Below are 16,722 nucleotides of genomic sequence, written 5' to 3' on the forward strand. Positions count from 1 at the left end.
CGTGATTCATCCGCTGATATAAACCGGAACGGGAACCCGGATGTGTTCTCCGGGCGGGGGATGGTCCCAGAAAATGATTGTTTCTGCCCCCGGTGTCTCATTTTTTCCAGGAGACCTGTGGAGATCAGATCCATCCTTTTGAAAATAAGTAGTAGCCTGCGCCGGTATAGGCACAACCTGTGATGATGATTGCAAGAAGCACAAACAGAATGCTGCGGTAATCCCCAGTGCCGATAGCGCTCCAGAGCCAGGAGAAAAAAAAGAGTATGGCAAGAATTCCGGCAATGATAACGGCAAAGAATGCCACGAGCGCCAGGGTCCCGGTCAGCACCAGATCATCCATGGTCAAAGATGCGCTCTCGATCTATTTGAACCGTGCCGGCATTATTCGAGATAGTCTGCCAGCAGGTTGTTATAGAGCCTGCTGACATTTTCTTCGGTTGATGGCATGTCGGGAAACCCGGAATATCCCTGTGCAGCAGGAAGGTCAACGGCAAGATCGAGATGATACTGGCTCTGGGAATGGAACCAGCCCTGCTTCTGGTAATACCACGAGAGATATTCCTGTTCGGTCTGGCCGGGCGTAGGGATGAACAATCCCCGTTTCTTTTTGAGTTCTGCAAGTTCCATCATCGTGGTATACCCGGAACGGCAGATAACAAACTTTGCCCGGTTCATCAGCTCAACTTTCTCTTCATTGGACACATACCCTTTGACTATGCAGTTCTCGGTGCCGGTAATCTCGGTCTTCCTTTTCGGGCTGCCGAGAAGTACCACGCTGTTACCCTCGAGTTCGTGAATGGACGGAAGCAGTATCTCTTCAAGTTTTGTGCGCTGGGGTTCAGGTCCCGATATCAGGACAAGGTAATCGAGATCTTCTGCGCAGTCCCGTTTCTGGATACTGGTGAGAATGCCGGAGAAGAATGCCTTTTTCTGGGTCTCATCGGATCCGGGACGGGAGAGTTTTCCCGCAAGCGCGAGGGGGCCCGGTTGGTTGTCCGGTACAATGATCCGGTCATATTTCTGGTGGAGGAATGTATTGATCCTGATTGCGAAGAGCTCAACGGGCCAGAGGGCAAGAGGCATATGGTAGTGCAGCTGGTGGGTGATGAAGAGCGAGGGCACTTCCGATGAATACGCACCCAGCCGGTTGTCGCTGATGATCAGATCATAGCGATCCTTTGCCAGGATCTTTGCAAGATTCTTTCGTTCGTTTGAGACTGCGTTGAGCAGGATAGGGAGGTACAGGAAGAATTTCGGGAGGAAGAGGCTGCCCGAACTGTATGGCGAGGGGTAATCCTCAAACTCGATGAACCGGCACTGGGGAAATTCCTGTTTGAGGGCAGACAGGGCATTGCCGCATGCGGCAATCGTGACATCATGATCGTGTGCAAGGAGTTTTTTTATGAGGGGAATATCCCTCATCGCATGACCGAGTCCCCAGCTCAGTGGTGAGAGCAATACCTGTGCCATCGTCTAGTCCCTCATATTCGTGTATAGGTGTTCTACTTCGACCTATATTGAATTGTTCGAAGTATTTTCACTCTCTCCGCATAATCCATAAATTCTTTTACGGCCATTTTAGTGTAGACATCAGGAAGATATCTGGAGAGAATTTTTATGTATCACCCAATGAAACGACTCATACGGTTCGAGGCTTATGGCATTCTTTTTGTGATTGCCGGGATTTTCGGGGCGCTCCTTGCTGCGGGCCGGTTCGATTTCTCCCTGCCGGTCTTCCTGATCTTTATTGCGGCATCGTCTGCCTTTGGTTTTGTTATCAACGACATCTCGGATATGGCACTGGATGCCCGTTCTGCAAAACCCCGGAACCCGCTTGCCGATGGGTCCATGACCTGCCGGACCGCAAAACTGGTCAGTGCGGTGCTCTTTGTAATCACCCTCATCTGCATGGCACTGCTGCCGTCATCCCTTCTCATTGTCGAACTGGCAGTCCTGTTCGTTTTTATCACCTACTCGTTCTGGATTGAAGTGAAGAATATCGCAGGACTCGACCTGATATATCATGCCCTGTTCCCGGCCCTCTACGGTCTGATGGGGTACCTGCTGTATCACCCGCTGGATCTTACCGGCCTTGTCTATGTCGTCCTGCTCGGGATATTTGGTGCAGTCGGGGAACTGGGCAATGAGATCCGGGATCTCGAGAAAGACCGGACCGAACGGAAAAATACTGTTGTGATTATCGGAGAGCGGGCGGCATTTTTCTTAACTATTGCGTTCATGGCCTGCGCCTTTTTTATCATTGCGGTATTTTCCATCCTCGAACCGGGCTTTTTCTGGCTCCTGCCGTTTGTGCCGTTCGGACTGTTGCTTATCCACCCGGTAGTAAAGGCAATGAAAGAGCCTGAATACAAGCTGCAGTTTGTGGATGCAATCAACAACCGGGCGATCATACTTGCAGCGGCAATGCTGGTTGTGTACAGTTTTTTGAGATTCGTCGCTGTCCTGTGATCTTTCTTTTTAAAAAGGATCAGGTATTCAAGGATCCATGGTGAATAATTCATCAGGTACTCCAGTGAAAAACGATAATAATCCGGAAACAAAAATGCCCGAAAAAAACAGCCAGGATTCAGGAAAGTCAGGACAGCAGCCCTTTTTTAACAAAACTGCTCTCGCAGCCATTATCGGCATCGCAGCAGTGATCATTATCCTGCTCGTGTACGGAGTCATGCAAAGCACCCCGGGCCAGGGCGCGGTCGTACCTGCACAGGCCTGCACTGAAAAAACCCTCCGGTATATTAATAATAATCTTGTTTCTCCCGGCACATCAGCCTCTCTTGTCACGGTCACAGAATCGCACGGAATGTATGAGATGAAGATTGCATACCTGGGCCAGGAGATGTTGGTGTATACATCGCGGGACTGTTCTTCCCTGTTCACCCGCAGTATCGATATGAATGCGGCAACCGGGGGAAGCGGAACTGCTGCAGCACAACCCGCTGCGGCTCCGGTAAAAACCGAACGCCCGGTCGTTGATCTCTATGTCATGGCCTTCTGCCCGTACGGCACCCAGGCTGAGATCGTGATGAAACCGGTTGTTGCCCTGCTGGGTTCCAAGGCCGATATCCGGGTGCGGTATATCACAACTGCGACAGGGTCTACGGTTGCTTCTGTCTATTCATTGCATGGCCCAAAAGAGGTCCAGGAGGACCTGCGCCAGATCTGCATCCTCAAGAAGAGCCCGGAAAAATTCTGGGAGTATATAGGCCGGTTCAATGACGCGTGTTATTCCCAATACCTGAATGCAGACACGTTTGACGCATGTCGGGGAAATGTCACGGCGGCTCTTGGGATTGATACCAATGCGATCGAAACCTGTGCCAGTGGTGAAGAAGGACTGGCGCTGCTCAATGCCGATGAGGCACAAGGAAACCGGGATGGGGCCAGTTCATCACCGACCCTGATCATCAACGGGCAGGTGTACCGTGGCTCGCGGACCCCTGAAGCGTATAAGCAGGCCATCTGTGATCGTTTTGTAACCGCTCCAAGCGAGTGTTCCACGGTCCTTTCTTCGGTGCAGGGAGTCGCGACCGGTAATTGCGGGTAACTGCTAGGAAAAATCCCCTATACCTATTTCTTTTATCCTGCCCTATGGGTACACAATGGCAGTCGAGCCCGAATTCCGGTATAAGCAGTGCCTCATCATACGAAATGATGTCAAGATGAGCTGCGGTAAGCGGTGCGCCCAGGCAGCGCATGCATCCATTGGTGCATACAACAATGCCGACAAGACACTGGCAAAAGCCTGGATCTCGGAAGGGCAGAAAAAAGTCGTGCTCAAGGCCAATGACGAGAGAACCCTGCACGAGCTCCGGGTGATCGCAGAACGGTCCGGTATCTCCCACTCCCTCATCCAGGATGCGGGCATGACCGAGATTCCCCCGGGCACGATCACCGCGCTCGGGCTGGGTCCGGCAAAGAGCGAAGACCTCGATAAGATCACCGGCACACTCACCCTGTTATGAAACCGAGCACGTATCCTCTTGAACGCGAGCTCGGTATGCGGTATTATGCGAGCGATGCCGATGGGATCGGTGGCAGGCTCCGGTCAGCACCCGAGGATTTCCTTGTCGAAGAGCTCCCGCTTCCGGAAAAGGGCGGTACCGTCGGCCCCTATCTCATCTGCCTGCTTGTAAAAAAGAACTGGGAACTCCAGCATGCGGTCAAGGAGATCGCAAAACGGCTCGGTATCAGCCACCGCCGTATCGGCTGGGCAGGCACCAAGGACCGGAACGCGATCACCCGCCAGTGGATCTCGATCTATAACGTGACGGCAGAACAGGTTACAGCAATCCATCTCAAAGATATTACCTTAGAACCGCTCCGGCAGTCCAATGAGGCATTGTCGCTGGGCCAGCTGCTTGGCAACCGGTTTGACCTCGTCATACGGGATACGCAATCTCCTGATCTTGCAGGGCAGGTTCAGGCTCTCACGGTCACTGCATCCGAAGGTGTCCCCAACTATTTCGGGCTCCAGCGGTTCGGGGCGATCCGACCGGTGACCCACCGGGTCGGGGAATGGATCTTACGCGGGGATTATGAACAGGCTGTTGTCACCTACGTTGGCCAGGAATTTCCCGGTGAGGTAGACCCGGTAAAAACAATACGGGCTGACTTTTTAGCCACCCGGGATCCCGAACCCGCCCTGCGCAATCTTCCGGTTCACATGGCATTCGAACGGGCGATGCTGCACCATCTCTATACCCACCCGGGCGATTATCCCGGTGCTCTTAAGGAGCTGCCGCCAAAACTGCTCTCCCTGTTTGTCTCTGCCTTCCAGTCGTACCTGTTCAACTGCGCACTCAGCCAGCGGTTCGATGACGGGCACACCCTCAATGATCCCATACCCGGTGATCGTCTTCTCTTTGCCAACGGGCGTACGGACGTTGTTACCGCTACGAATGCCAACGCAGTCTCGATCCACATAAAGCGTGACCGCTGCACGATTGCGCTGTTCATGCCGGGCAAGGGAAAATCTGATGTAGCTACGTACGGGGAGCAGATCATGGAATCGCTCCTGCAAAAACACCAGATCACGGCAGCAGACTTTGAAAGGGCATCGGCTTTTGTCAGCACAAAATTCGATGGTGCATGGCGCCCGATCACGTTGAAAACGGCGATTGAATCCTCTCTTGAGAATTCTGATGTGCGGCTGAAGTTTACCCTGCCCCCGGGCCATTACGCGACAACAGTCTGCCGGGAATTTATGAAAGCAGATCCGTTGCAGATGATATAAGCGAGACTGGAGAAATGCGCATATTACCGTCTGGTTTCAACCTGAAGCATGGAAATAAGTTCTAATTTTTTAGATATTAGGATTCTCCCCACCCCCTTCGGGGGTCGCTCGGCCGCCTCGTCGGGGCCTCGCTGGGCAGATTGGTTTAAGGATATCGCCAGTCCATAAATCCCCTTTTCCAATTTGCAATGTTATGTAACCTGTTCTGGGGTTATCCTATTCGGGGGGAGCCACAGCAGCAGGGGGGTGAAACCCCCCATGAGCGTTTAGGTTGTTATCAGATTTTTTCAAATCTAAATCATTAAAAAAAAATTAATCCCGTGACTGTGCCATCTTCTTTGCACCGTCAATCGCATCGTTTAAGTTGCCCAGTTCATCGACAACATTTATTTTTACTGCATCAGCGCCACGGATCACCCTGCCATCATCAATATCGGACCGGGAGATCATGCGCTGGGATGTCACGTCAGAAATAAAGGTGTCGAAACTGTCATCCACTATCTTCTGGGCGTAGATCTCTTCATCCATGCTGAGCGGGCGGGCAGTAGATCCCATATCCTTCTTGCTGCCGGACTTGACAACGCTCAGGTTGTAGCCTTCATTTTCCATCCAGCGGCTGATATCCGAGAACTTCCATATTACGCCGACTCCGGAAGTGAAAGTATCCGGGTTGGCATAGATCCTGTCTGCATGGGCGCTCACGTAATAGGCAGCCGAGGTTCCCATGTCGCCCATGGAAACAACCACCGGCTTTTTCGATTTCGCGTACTCGAGATCCCCAATGATTTCCTGTGCGGCCGCAGGTGTACCGCCGGGACTGTTCACCCGCAATACAATGGCTTCTACCATCGGGTCATCGGCAGCCTGGCGCAATTCTTTTCCCACCACTTCACTGCCAATGTTTTCCCCGTCTGCGATCTCGCCGGTCATCATGGTGCCTTCCATGCGGACCACCGTCACGCCCATCTGGTCACAGTGGGTGACGTAGTATGCGGCAAAAATACTCCCAATCGCCACGATAAAACCGAAAACGATAATCAAAAGCCATTTCAGTCCTGCATGGGACGGGGGGGATGGGGATTTTTGAGAACCTGAAGGAACAAGGGTGTAGGTACCATCCATATATTACTCCTTAGTATAGAGGACATCGAACTCGGAGACCAGGTTGCTGCCGCACATATAATATTTCTTGAGATTGAGCCGGATCATCTCGTCTTCTGTATTGATATGCATGCCGCCTACCAGTGACGGGGTATCGGCACCACCGACAATGAACGGCAGGTGTATCAGGCGGATCTCGTCAACCAGCCGGTCATGGAGCATGTGCCAGTTGAGTGTAGGTCCGCCTTCGATCATCAGCTTGTTTATGCCAAATTTTTCCTTAAGAATTTTTAAGAGCAGCGGGAGCTCGACATGGGTCTTGCCGGCAACAATCACATGGGCGCCTTTCTTTTTTATTGCATCAATGCGGTCTTTCGGAGCTGCTTCACAGACCGCAATAGCCGTTGGCGCATCGGTTCCCAGCACGTTGGCATCGAGCGGGATATCTGCCAGGCTGCTCGGTATCACCCTGAGCGGACTCTTGCCCTCTACATAGCGGACCGTGAGAAATGAGTTATCGATACGGATCGTGTTGGCACCAACCATAATCGCATCATATTCCGCCCGGGTGTTATGGAGCAGCAGCTCGGTTTCGTGGGCCATATATTTCATGAGTATCTTGGAAGAGGCGCCCTTTTTTAATGTGAGCTTGCCATCAGCGGTGATCTCCGACATCATCAGTACATGCGGGCGATCGGCAGGTGAGACCATGGAAATTCAACTCTCCGGTAACATTGTGCGTGTGATATAAATAAAGTAATGATAGGGCTATTCAAAGTTACCGACGACATAGTGCAATTATTAAACGTTTAGTTCCTATGATTTGAGCTATGAACATTACTGCACTCCGTCCAAGGTTCACCCGGTACCTTGAGCCGGTCGCAGAGGTCTTTGTCAGGATTGGCATAACCCCCAACCAGATCTCCCTGCTTGCGCTTCTTGCCGGTATTGTGTGTGCGTTTTTATTTTTCCAGCGCCAGTTCCTGTTAGGAGCGCTCTTTCTCCTGCTGTCAGCGATCTTTGACCTTGTGGATGGAAGTGTGGCGAGAAAGACCAATGCCCATACAAATTTCGGAGCCGTCTTTGACTGGATCGTTGACAAGTATGTCGATGCCCTTGCAATCCTTGGCGTAGGGCTGAGCGGGATTGCGATTGTCAGCCAGTACTTTCCCGTTCCCCCGCTTGCGGACTTTGCCGTTGTGACGCTGGCCATCATCGGTTCTCTGATGAACACATTCATAAAACCGGTAGTGTATGCAGAGATCGGCTACCATGAAAAAGTGGAAGGAAAGATTGATGATCCTCTCGAAGGCGTGGGTTTCTTCGGCCGGCCCGAGACCATTCTCGTGCTGATTCTTGGCGGGGTATTTGGTTTTATCTGGTTGTCGGTAATTGTTATTGCAGTCTGCACAAATCTTTCGGCAATCCAGCGGATTATCTATCTTTACCGGACGCTTTCTTGACTTCCTTGAGATACAGGCTCTGAACCTGATAGTAACTCATTGGATTATGAAAATCGTCTTAGACGAGAGTTCCCCGCCTCAGGGCATATCAGAGGAACGGCGGGGCAATGAGGTTCCGACATTTTTCCGTTATTGAACCGCAGCGGGAGCGCCCCGCAGGGGGCGGCGGGGTCCATCATAAAGGGACTATGGAGGCATCAAACCCCACATTCTAATCTGCAAACGCACAACTCCTTAACGTGCGCAGACTTTCCCGCTATCCAGCGGTTCATCTGTCCTTAAAAAACGCATTTTTGACTTCTCCGTAATAGAGCTGGTAGAGGTCATCGGCAAATCTGCCGAGTTTTGGGATAATGGTAAAAAGCCCGTACGCGATCACGACCAGGCAGACCAGAGCCAGCAGTTCCGCAATTACATTGTGTGCCCAGAAGAAACTCTCGTATCCCAGTTCACCATTGCTGGCAATTTCCGGGTAATAGGGGAACATCTGGTCGGTATATGCAATAATTACAAACACATTTCTCAGGAGGTTGAGGAAATAGATGGTCGGGGCGATAATAAGGAAGGCATAGCATTTCTGTTTTAACGTTGTCGGCACTGCCGCCGCCACCCCCAGCATGATTGCAATGCTCTGGATGCCGGTGCACCCGAGAATGATCTCTACCCGGAAACTGTTCCGGGCAATGATATTCCAGTCGGTATTGGTGACATTGAACTGGAGCAGGTCGAGTATCCAGATTACCTGCCCCACCACAATGGCGATCAGCCAGTCGCCAAAGGCAGGGAAGTACTCAAACGGTGCGTAGATAACAAACGCAACCGCTGCGGCCCGTGAGAGGTGCATCACCCGGTCATCCTCTTCAAGGAGATACTTGGCAGTGATTACAAGAAATGGTACGGAAAGGGCAGCGATCACCGGGTACAGAAAATTATTCTCAGAAAAAAATTCCGGCAACTGGGTAAACAACGCAAGTACAATAAATATCCAGCCAAGGATAGCCGTATATTTCCTGTGCCGGCCGGGTATGAGGAATGCAAGAAATCCAATACAGGAGATCAGCACCAGATACTCGATCATTATACAGTTATTCACTCCTTACCAAAAAAAGGATTCTGAAGGTTCACTCTTCTGATTATAGGGATACCCGGATATTGGGCAATTTTACCAAACGTGGAACTATCCCGGCATCTGTTTTACCCGGTAAAATACGGTGTTCCTTACAAGAGGGTTAATCTTCTTTGCTCACCCATGTTATACCGATGTTCTGTCCTGAATGTAAGACGATGATGATCTCTTCGGGGGGTCAGCTCAAGTGCCGCAAATGCGGATATATCCGTAACATTGACTCTGACGACAAGATGAAGACCAAGAAAACCCGCACGGAAAATGAGATCACGATTGTGGATGATGAAGAGCAAAAACTCAAGACAATGCCCACGATCCAGATAAAATGCCCGAAATGCTCGAACAATCTTGCCATCTGGTGGCTCCGGCAGTTGCGGGCTGCAGATGAAAGCGAGGTGCGGTTCTTCCGGTGCACGGAATGCGGTCACACGTGGCGACAGTATGACTAAGTAACCGTCATACCCGGACAATCAACAAAAAACTTTTTAGGAATTATCCGGGATTTTTTTCCCAAAAAAATATTCTGTTCACTAGTGAACAAAAACCAACACGATAATTTAAAAAACCTGCTGGCCCCGGAGCTGACGGGCTGCTTTCATTGGAGATATCCGTAACACCGGTATTGTGCATAAAAGAGCCCAACTCCTTAAAAAACGCAGGTTATCCCGGTAAATATCATAATGGTTAAACGAAATATCTCTCTTATTACATAAACAAAGATACTCTATTGACCCTTGGAGATAAAGCGATGACTTACACTGATGCTTTGATCCTGCTCACCGGCATTGTCGTGGCCTGGTGGATTGGATGGTTTATGGGATATGCCAGCGGGCGATATAAGCAGGACGAGAAATGACAGACGAATTCCAGGTGCTGATATTTTCTCTCTGCCTGAACGCAGGTAAACAAGTTTTTTCCAGATCTATTTTTTCCGGAAACCGGTACATGGAGATGGGTTATGAAACCCGGAAGAATCCGGAAAAATGTATACCGTTTTTTTCCGGTTAACCATTTTTAGTTCTCATCGGAGAATATCGCAAGGGAACCGGTATCTGCAACGGATGCGATCCCGACAGGTGCGCATCTCAAAGGAAAACGGGGTGTGGTTCCTGGTAAAATAAATAAAAAAAGTTTGAATTTTTAAATGATTTTCAGATAAGTCCCGGAGCCCTGACCCGGAATTTCTGCCAGAGCACCCTGCCCATGACCCGGAAGGTGAAATCCAGTTCTTCAAAACTCGGGATATTATTTTCTTTTAAGATTTCCCGGCCGACATCCATAGAGCCTCCCCCGAGCAGGGTAGCTATAAGCCGGTTATCGGTCATATCTGAAAATTTCAGGATCTTCTTTGCGAGATGCTCGGAGGTGAGCACAAGGTTTGGGAACCCGATGACAAATGCCATGTCCCAGAGATCATCGTGTCGTGCCAGTACCTCAAAGGTTTTTTCAAACCGTTTATCACTTGCATCGCCGAGCAGGTCAATGGGATTTCCCTTGTTCCAGAACTCCGGCAAAAATCCGTTGAGTTCTTCAATTACTTCCTCGGGAAGATCAATGATCTCAACACCGTAGCGTTCGGCATAATCCGATGAGAGAACGGCAAAACCACCGGCATTGGTGATTACGACTGCACGTTTTCCTTTCGGGTAACCTTTCGGGTGAGCAAGCATCTGTGCGGCAAGGAATGCACCGGTTAAGGTGTGAACCGCAATGACTCCGGACTTCCGGAATGCTTCCATATATACATCATAAGAACCGGAAAGAGAACCCGTGTGGGAAGAGGCTGCATGTTCACCTTTTGCGGATGAACCGGATTTGATCGCTACTACCGGTTTGGTTTTGGCCACTTCAGAGACGACTTCCATGAATCCTTTGCCGTCAGTGATCTGCTCGATATAGAGAATGACTGCCTTGGTCTTCTCGTCTTTCTGGACATAGCGGAGGTAGTCGAGGAAATCAAGGTCGGCCTGGTTGCCGACGGATATGACATTTGAAAATCCTATGCCTTTTGCAAGACTCAGGTCAACGACCGTGTTGATGATTGCACCACTCTGCGAGATGAATGCAATATTACCGGGATTTGGTGACTGGTGGACATAGGTGGTATCGATCCCCCGCGGGGGCACGATGATGCCGAGGCAGTTCGGGCCGATGATGCGGGTTCCATGACTGCGTGCGATGGCCTTGATCCGGTCTTCCAGGTGTTTACCGTCTTCTCCCATCTCCTTAAATCCGGCAGTGATGATGACAACCATCGGCACGCCCTTCTGTCCGCACTCTTCAATCACGCGGGGAACATGGATGGCGGGAACCGTGATAACTGCAAGGTCTACCGGGGCGGGGATTGCCGTGATGTTGGAGTATGCTTTAAGCCCCTGTATTTCTGAGCGTTTGTTGTTGACCGGGTAGAGCTGGCCGGGGAAATGGAGCAGGTTATGCATGACTGCATATCCCATCTTGGATGAATCCTGCGAAGCACCGATGACTGCGATGGAACGCGGGTTGAAATATTCCATGGGGACCGGTATCCGTTCAGCAGCCTGTACCGTCGCAATGTCGTCGGAGGTGATAATGCGTGCATCAACCGCAAGGGCACCGCTCTCGTACAGCCTGAGGGGGTTGATATCGAACTCAACGATATTCGCATTCTCTTCAAAAAACCTGTTGATCGCCGTGAGTGCCGTTACCAGTGCCTCTTCGTCTTTGGGTTTCATCCCGCGGTAGCCTTTAATCAGGGGGTAACCATTTATCTCCTTTATCATTTCGCGAATTGTCGGCTCATCTAACGGGAGGATGCGAAGGGTTACATCTTTCATCAGTTCGACAAGCGTCCCGCCCATGCCAAAGGTTAATACTTTCCCAAAGGCCGGATCGGTTTTTCCCCCGATAATGAGTTCCAGACCCGGTTGCGCCTGCTGTTCTACAATAACTCCTTTAATCTCAGCGTCGGCCCGGTATTGTTTTGCACCCGCGATGATCTGTTCGAATGCAGCAGCAGCAGCTTCCCTGCTCCCAATACCGACAACCACGCCGCCCGCATCGCTCTTATGGATGATCTGGGGTGAGATGATCTTCATTACCACCGGAAATCCGATTTTCTCCGCTGCATCAGCTGCATCATGGGGTGTGATGACAATCCGGTACTCGGGAACGGGAATGTCGTATTCCCTGAGTAGATCATACCCCTCAGATTCAGAAAGCATTTTTTGCACCATATTAATCACCAGAACAAAGAAATGTTGAATGCCAAAAAACCTGTGACCCTGCAAAGAGGTTAAACCGGTTCAGGTTTTTCGTCGCAAGATCGCGGGTCATAATAACTTTAACAAATCGTGACACTGCTCTCATAAATGTTTGGGACAAAGAACGCGTTATTCACTAAACGATGTCCTTTAAATCTGCCGCGCGCACTTTAACTGAGAAAATACCTTTAATTCGGGTCTGGATTTGGAAAATCCCGGCCGTGTGCGGCAATAATTGCAAATAGAACTCATTTTGGTAATAACTCCTGAAAATCCCCTGATTTACGAATGGAGTATGATAACCTTTTTTTAAGGATACACATTATTAATAATGTAGAATCGGGGTTTTTTAATGGCTGAAGATTTTAACGTCAAATTCACCGACAAACAGTATCTGACAGATCCTCAAATAAAAAAGAACAGTTGGATCGGAGATTACCGGGAAGCGTACAATGCATTCTTACAGGATCCTGATGGTTTCTGGGACAAGATCGCATCAGAACTCCACTGGTTCTCTCCCTATAACAAAGTTAAGGAGTGGAATTTTCCCGATGCCCGGTGGTTTATTGACGGCAAGACCAATATCTCCTATAATTGCCTTGATCGTCACGTGCAGAGTTCCCGGCGTAACAAGGTCGCTCTCATCTGGAAAGGCGAGGATGATACCGAGAGAATCTACACGTACCGCCAGCTCTACCGTGATGTGATGCGTTTTGCCAACGGCTTAAAGAAACTCGGCGTGAAAAAAGGTGACTGTGTCTGCATTTACATGCCGATGGTACCAGAACAGATCATTTCGATGCTTGCCTGTGCACGAATCGGCGCTGTCCATAGTGTGGTCTTTGGCGGCTTTGGTGCTGCAGCACTTAACAGCCGGATCACGGGTGCAGAGGCCAAGGTTGTCATCACGGCAGATGTTACCTTCCGGCGGGGAAAATCCATACCGCTTAAGCATGTTATTGAAGAAGCGATCATCAATGCCCCCAGCGTGGAACATGTGATCGTGCTCCGGAGAGAACTTTACCAGCCGGTTGAGATTCACCATGAGATGGAAGTGGATTTCTATGACCTGATCAAGGATGTCAGCCCGGACTGTGAGGCTGAAGTGATGGATGCAGAAGATCCTCTCTTCATTCTGTATACCAGCGGATCCACCGGTACGCCAAAAGGTATTGTCCATACCTGTGGCGGATACATGGTTGGCGCCTATTATACCACGAAAAATGTCTTTGACATTAAAGATAATGATGTGTACTGGTGCACCGCAGATCCCGGCTGGATCACTGGTCATTCGTACGTGGTCTATGGCCCTCTCTCGAATGGTGCAACGATCATCATTACCGAAAACACACCGGATTATCCGGATGCCGGTGTTTACTGGCGAATGATCGAAGATTTCGGTGTCACGATTCTGTACACTGCGCCAACCGCAATCCGCATGTTCATGAAGATGGGTGAGGAATGGCCCAACAAGAGCAACTTAAGTACCCTGCGCATACTGGGTTCTGTGGGAGAACCACTCAATCCTGAAGCCTTTGAATGGTATTATCGTGTTATCGGGAAAAACCGGTGCCCGGTCGTGGATACCTGGTGGCAGACCGAAACCGGTATGCATATGATAACGACAATGCTTGGTGAACCAATGTACCCCGGTTTTGCCGGGAAGTCCATACCGGGTGTTGTGGCAGATGTGGTTGATAAGGATGGAAAATCCGTTCCTCCAGGCACGGGAGGTTTCCTTGTCTTAAAAGAACCCTGGCCGTCCATGTTTCGTGCAGTGTTTAATGATCGTGAGCGGTACAAGATGTACTGGAATACTATTCCGGGCTGCTATGCAGTCGGGGACCTTGCGGTTAAGAACGAGCAGGGATACATCATGGTCCTCGGGAGATCCGATGACCTTATCGTAGTAGCCGGTCATAATATCGGCACTGCAGAAGTTGAGAGTGCATTAGTCTCGCACAAGGCCGTTGCTGAGGCTGCCGTCATTGGAAAACCTGATGCAGTGAAAGGTAACCTGATCAAGGCTTTTGTTATCCTTCGCATAGGTCACGAGCCTACCGACCGGTTGAAAAATGAGCTCCTGTATCACGTCCGTATCACCTTAGGGCCGATTGCCATGCCTTCAGAGATTGAGTTCGTTACCACTTTGCCAAAGACCCGGAGCGGCAAGATCATGCGACGGGTTTTAAAGGCAAAAGAGATGGGGATGGACCCGGGTGATGTATCAACCCTTGAAGACTGATCAACCGAAAATCATACCCAACTTTTTAAATACTGATTTATATCATTTATAAATATGAAGGTCAGGCCGGAAGATTCCCTTAAGATCGAAAACATTGTTGCCTCAGCCAAGGTGACCGATTATCTGGATCTACCCGATATTGCATCCAAGATTACTGGTGCAGAATATAACAAGAAGCGTTTTCCGGGCGTTGTGCTCCGGATGCAGGATCCCAAGATCGCAGCGCTCGTCTTTGGTTCAGGAAAAGTGGTGTTAACCGGTGCAAAGAGTGTTGACAGCCTGAGCAAGGGTCTCAATATACTCGGCGGTCTCCTGCGGGATCTGGGAATCGATATTCCCAAAAAACTGGATTACAAGATCCAGAACATTGTCACTTCCGCAGATCTTGCAACTCCTATCAACCTGAATAAGATCGCCGTTGGTTTCAATCTCGACCGGATCGAGTACGAACCTGAGCAGTTTCCCGGCCTGGTATACCGGCTCGAAGTCCCCAAAGTTGTCGTACTTTTATTCGGGTCCGGTAAGTTGATCATCACCGGTGGCAAGCAACCGGAAGATGCAAAGAAAGCGGTGGTCAAGATTCTCTCTGACCTTCGCAGTCTCGGTCTCATCTGACCTTTATTTTTTCTTTAATCTATCTTAGCTGATATATCGTAACTGTTAATTTCAAAACCTTTATTTTTTGTAGGTTTATGCAATAATTTTGTAATCTTATATAAAATATCTCGTCGTTGCACCCCAATACGAGGGCATATATATCAACAATTAGATAATTTTATGGGGAAATCTTCAGAAAAATAGTGTGGTGTTGAATGAGAACTGAAAATGTAATGTATTTTACCGAAAAGGAAGAGGAATTTGCAAACCTCCTCATCGAGATTGGAACCAAGAGAAATGTGGCAAAGGTGCTCGTATTTCTTGCAAATACTCCTGAAGCCACATCCCGGGCAATCGAGCGGGGAACCGATCTCCGCCAGCCGGAAGTCAGCATTGCCATGCGCTACCTCCTCGAACAGGACTGGATCTCCAGCCGCGAGAGCAAGGCAGAGAGCAAAGGCCGCCCGGTAAAGATCTACGAGCTGGCAAAACCCATACACCAGATTATGGACAGCATCGAAAAAGAGAAGAAGAAAGAAGCGAACAACCAGCTCGCTCTTGTTCATAAACTACGCGATTATCTCAACTAAGGGATAATCCTGCATTTTTTTTCGCCACCGACAATCACGGTGGTTTTATCCGTAAAATTACAGAAAAGCCCACTCTCGACTACCCCGGGGATAAGGCCGAGGGCTGCTTCGAGTTTATCAGGTTCAGCAATCGTTTTGAATTTTGCATCAAGGATGAAATTCATGTTATCGGTGATCACCGGGCCGTCTTTTTTCACCCCTTCCCGCAATACCGGGTCACATCCCATTGCCCTGAGCTGATCCATAACCGGCCGGATAGCAAACGGGACGATCTCTACCGGTACCGGGCCGTCCAACCGGGTCACTATCTTCTGCTCATCGACAACGACAACAAATTGTCGAGCCGCCGCCGCCACGCATTTTTCCCGGGTATGTGCCGCACCCCGGCCTTTGATCAGCCGTAACTGCGGGTCAACTTCATCAGCCCCGTCAATTGCCAGATCGATGACAGGGTGATCATCGAGCGTTGTTAACGTTATACCATACCCACGAGCCCGTATTGCCGTCTGAAAAGAGGTTGGAATCCCGGAGATTGTAAGTCCTTCCTGCATGCGCTGAGACAGCCGCTCCATGGTATACATGACCGTTGAACCTGTGCCAAGGCCGATGATCATTCCGTCTTTTACCATCTCTGCTGCCTTGTAGCCTGCTGCACGTTTGGCTGCTGCGGGATCGCGTGTCGCTGAGTCCATTAAAGTGATACATATCGGTACAGGAATTATTAAAACTGGTGATGTGGTGGTGGGAGGATGAGTATTGATGCTCTTTGGATGAGTGTTCCCCAGAAGAAAAATTGCTCAGGTCTTTTTCCTTCCCATTGAGGGGGGCTGATGCCCCCATACCCCCTCTTGTGATGAACCCCGCCGCCCCCGAAGGGGCGCCCCCGCGGCGGTTCATTCAGTTTAATTAACAGGAGAATTAGCCCCTCCCTCAGTATTGACGTGGGCAGGATCAACCTCCCTGCCCAGCGAGGCCCCGACGAGGCGGCCGAGCGACCCCCGAAGGGGGAGGGACTCATCATTATAAAAAAAAATCATATTGTCTCAACAGCATTAAACGGGATTAACCGATTTTATTTCAGATTTAAAAAACGCAAAAAAG

General features: G+C 50.0%; 16 protein-coding genes. 9 read left to right on the forward strand and 7 right to left on the reverse strand.

What is annotated here, in order from left to right; all coding sequences use genetic code 11:
* Positions 1–124 precede the first annotated feature (124 nt).
* Both CVV30_11145 and CVV30_11150 read right to left on the reverse strand, forming a co-directional pair.
* Complete coding sequence (locus CVV30_11145; protein ID PKL68458.1) at positions 125–343, reverse strand: hypothetical protein; 219 nt, start codon at positions 341–343, stop codon at positions 125–127.
* Between the two features lie 41 nt (positions 344–384).
* Positions 385–1,473: a hypothetical protein gene (locus tag CVV30_11150; protein ID PKL68459.1), complete on the reverse strand. Its 1,089-nt coding sequence runs from the start codon at positions 1,471–1,473 to the stop codon at positions 385–387.
* 147 nt (positions 1,474–1,620) lie between these two features.
* On the opposite strand from CVV30_11150, the gene CVV30_11155 reads away from it, so the two are divergent.
* Genes CVV30_11155 through CVV30_11170 form a run of 4 tightly spaced genes read left to right on the forward strand, consistent with a single transcriptional unit; the run spans position 1,621 to position 5,257 of the window.
* Positions 1,621–2,472 carry a hypothetical protein gene (locus CVV30_11155; protein PKL68460.1) on the forward strand — a complete coding sequence of 284 codons (852 nt, stop codon included), beginning with the start codon at positions 1,621–1,623 and terminating at the stop codon, positions 2,470–2,472.
* A gap of 37 nt (positions 2,473–2,509) precedes the next feature.
* Positions 2,510–3,568 (forward strand): hypothetical protein, encoded by a 1,059-nt coding sequence (locus tag CVV30_11160; protein ID PKL68461.1) that lies wholly within the window; start codon positions 2,510–2,512, stop codon positions 3,566–3,568.
* Between the two features lie 55 nt (positions 3,569–3,623).
* Positions 3,624–3,986 carry an aminoacyl-tRNA hydrolase gene (pth2, locus tag CVV30_11165; GenBank protein PKL68462.1) on the forward strand — a complete coding sequence of 121 codons (363 nt, stop codon included), beginning with the start codon at positions 3,624–3,626 and terminating at the stop codon, positions 3,984–3,986.
* Positions 3,983–5,257: a tRNA pseudouridine(13) synthase TruD gene (locus CVV30_11170; GenBank protein ID PKL68463.1), complete on the forward strand. Its 1,275-nt coding sequence runs from the start codon at positions 3,983–3,985 to the stop codon at positions 5,255–5,257. Before pth2 ends, CVV30_11170 begins: the two co-directional genes overlap by 4 nt.
* A gap of 312 nt (positions 5,258–5,569) precedes the next feature.
* Here CVV30_11170 and sppA read toward each other — a convergent pair whose 3' ends face one another.
* Both sppA and CVV30_11180 read right to left on the reverse strand, forming a co-directional pair.
* Positions 5,570–6,379, reverse strand: coding sequence for a signal peptide peptidase SppA (sppA, locus tag CVV30_11175; protein PKL68464.1), 810 nt, complete (start codon positions 6,377–6,379; stop codon positions 5,570–5,572).
* A gap of 3 nt (positions 6,380–6,382) precedes the next feature.
* On the reverse strand, positions 6,383–7,069 hold the full coding sequence (locus CVV30_11180; protein PKL68465.1) for a 5-amino-6-(5-phosphoribosylamino)uracil reductase: 687 nt from the start codon (positions 7,067–7,069) through the stop codon (positions 6,383–6,385).
* Between the two features lie 119 nt (positions 7,070–7,188).
* Here CVV30_11180 and CVV30_11185 point away from each other — a divergent pair, with 119 nt between their 5' ends.
* Positions 7,189–7,821 (forward strand): CDP-alcohol phosphatidyltransferase, encoded by a 633-nt coding sequence (locus tag CVV30_11185; GenBank protein ID PKL68466.1) that lies wholly within the window; start codon positions 7,189–7,191, stop codon positions 7,819–7,821.
* Between the two features lie 268 nt (positions 7,822–8,089).
* Here CVV30_11185 and artA read toward each other — a convergent pair whose 3' ends face one another.
* A complete protein-coding gene (artA, locus tag CVV30_11190; GenBank protein PKL68467.1) occupies positions 8,090–8,899 on the reverse strand; it encodes an archaeosortase A in 810 nt (269 codons plus the stop codon).
* 182 nt (positions 8,900–9,081) lie between these two features.
* Between artA and CVV30_11195 the strand changes: the two genes are divergently transcribed.
* Positions 9,082–9,396 (forward strand): transcription factor S, encoded by a 315-nt coding sequence (locus CVV30_11195; protein PKL68468.1) that lies wholly within the window; start codon positions 9,082–9,084, stop codon positions 9,394–9,396.
* 702 nt (positions 9,397–10,098) lie between these two features.
* Here CVV30_11195 and CVV30_11200 read toward each other — a convergent pair.
* Positions 10,099–12,162 (reverse strand): CoA-binding protein, encoded by a 2,064-nt coding sequence (locus tag CVV30_11200; protein ID PKL68469.1) that lies wholly within the window; start codon positions 12,160–12,162, stop codon positions 10,099–10,101.
* 379 nt (positions 12,163–12,541) lie between these two features.
* Between CVV30_11200 and acs the strand changes: the two genes are divergently transcribed.
* The 3 genes from acs to CVV30_11215 all read left to right on the forward strand — a co-directional run bounded on the left by acs (position 12,542) and on the right by CVV30_11215 (position 15,621).
* The gene (gene acs, locus CVV30_11205; protein ID PKL68470.1) at positions 12,542–14,434 is read left to right on the forward strand and encodes an acetate--CoA ligase; all 1,893 of its coding nucleotides are present in this window, start codon (positions 12,542–12,544) and stop codon (positions 14,432–14,434) included.
* Positions 14,435–14,488: 54 nt separating this feature from the next.
* The gene (locus tag CVV30_11210) at positions 14,489–15,049 is read left to right on the forward strand and encodes a TATA-box-binding protein (protein PKL68471.1); all 561 of its coding nucleotides are present in this window, start codon (positions 14,489–14,491) and stop codon (positions 15,047–15,049) included.
* Positions 15,050–15,246: 197 nt separating this feature from the next.
* Positions 15,247–15,621 (forward strand): ArsR family transcriptional regulator, encoded by a 375-nt coding sequence (locus tag CVV30_11215; GenBank protein PKL68472.1) that lies wholly within the window; start codon positions 15,247–15,249, stop codon positions 15,619–15,621.
* Here the strand turns inward: CVV30_11215 and CVV30_11220 are convergent.
* On the reverse strand, positions 15,618–16,313 hold the full coding sequence (locus tag CVV30_11220; protein PKL68473.1) for a ribose 5-phosphate isomerase A: 696 nt from the start codon (positions 16,311–16,313) through the stop codon (positions 15,618–15,620). The two genes, CVV30_11215 and CVV30_11220, sit on opposite strands and share 4 nt — an antisense overlap.
* Positions 16,314–16,722: the final 409 nt, after the last annotated feature.

Source organism: Methanomicrobiales archaeon HGW-Methanomicrobiales-1 (genome assembly GCA_002839675.1).
Lineage (GTDB): Archaea > Halobacteriota > Methanomicrobia > Methanomicrobiales > Methanospirillaceae > Methanoregula.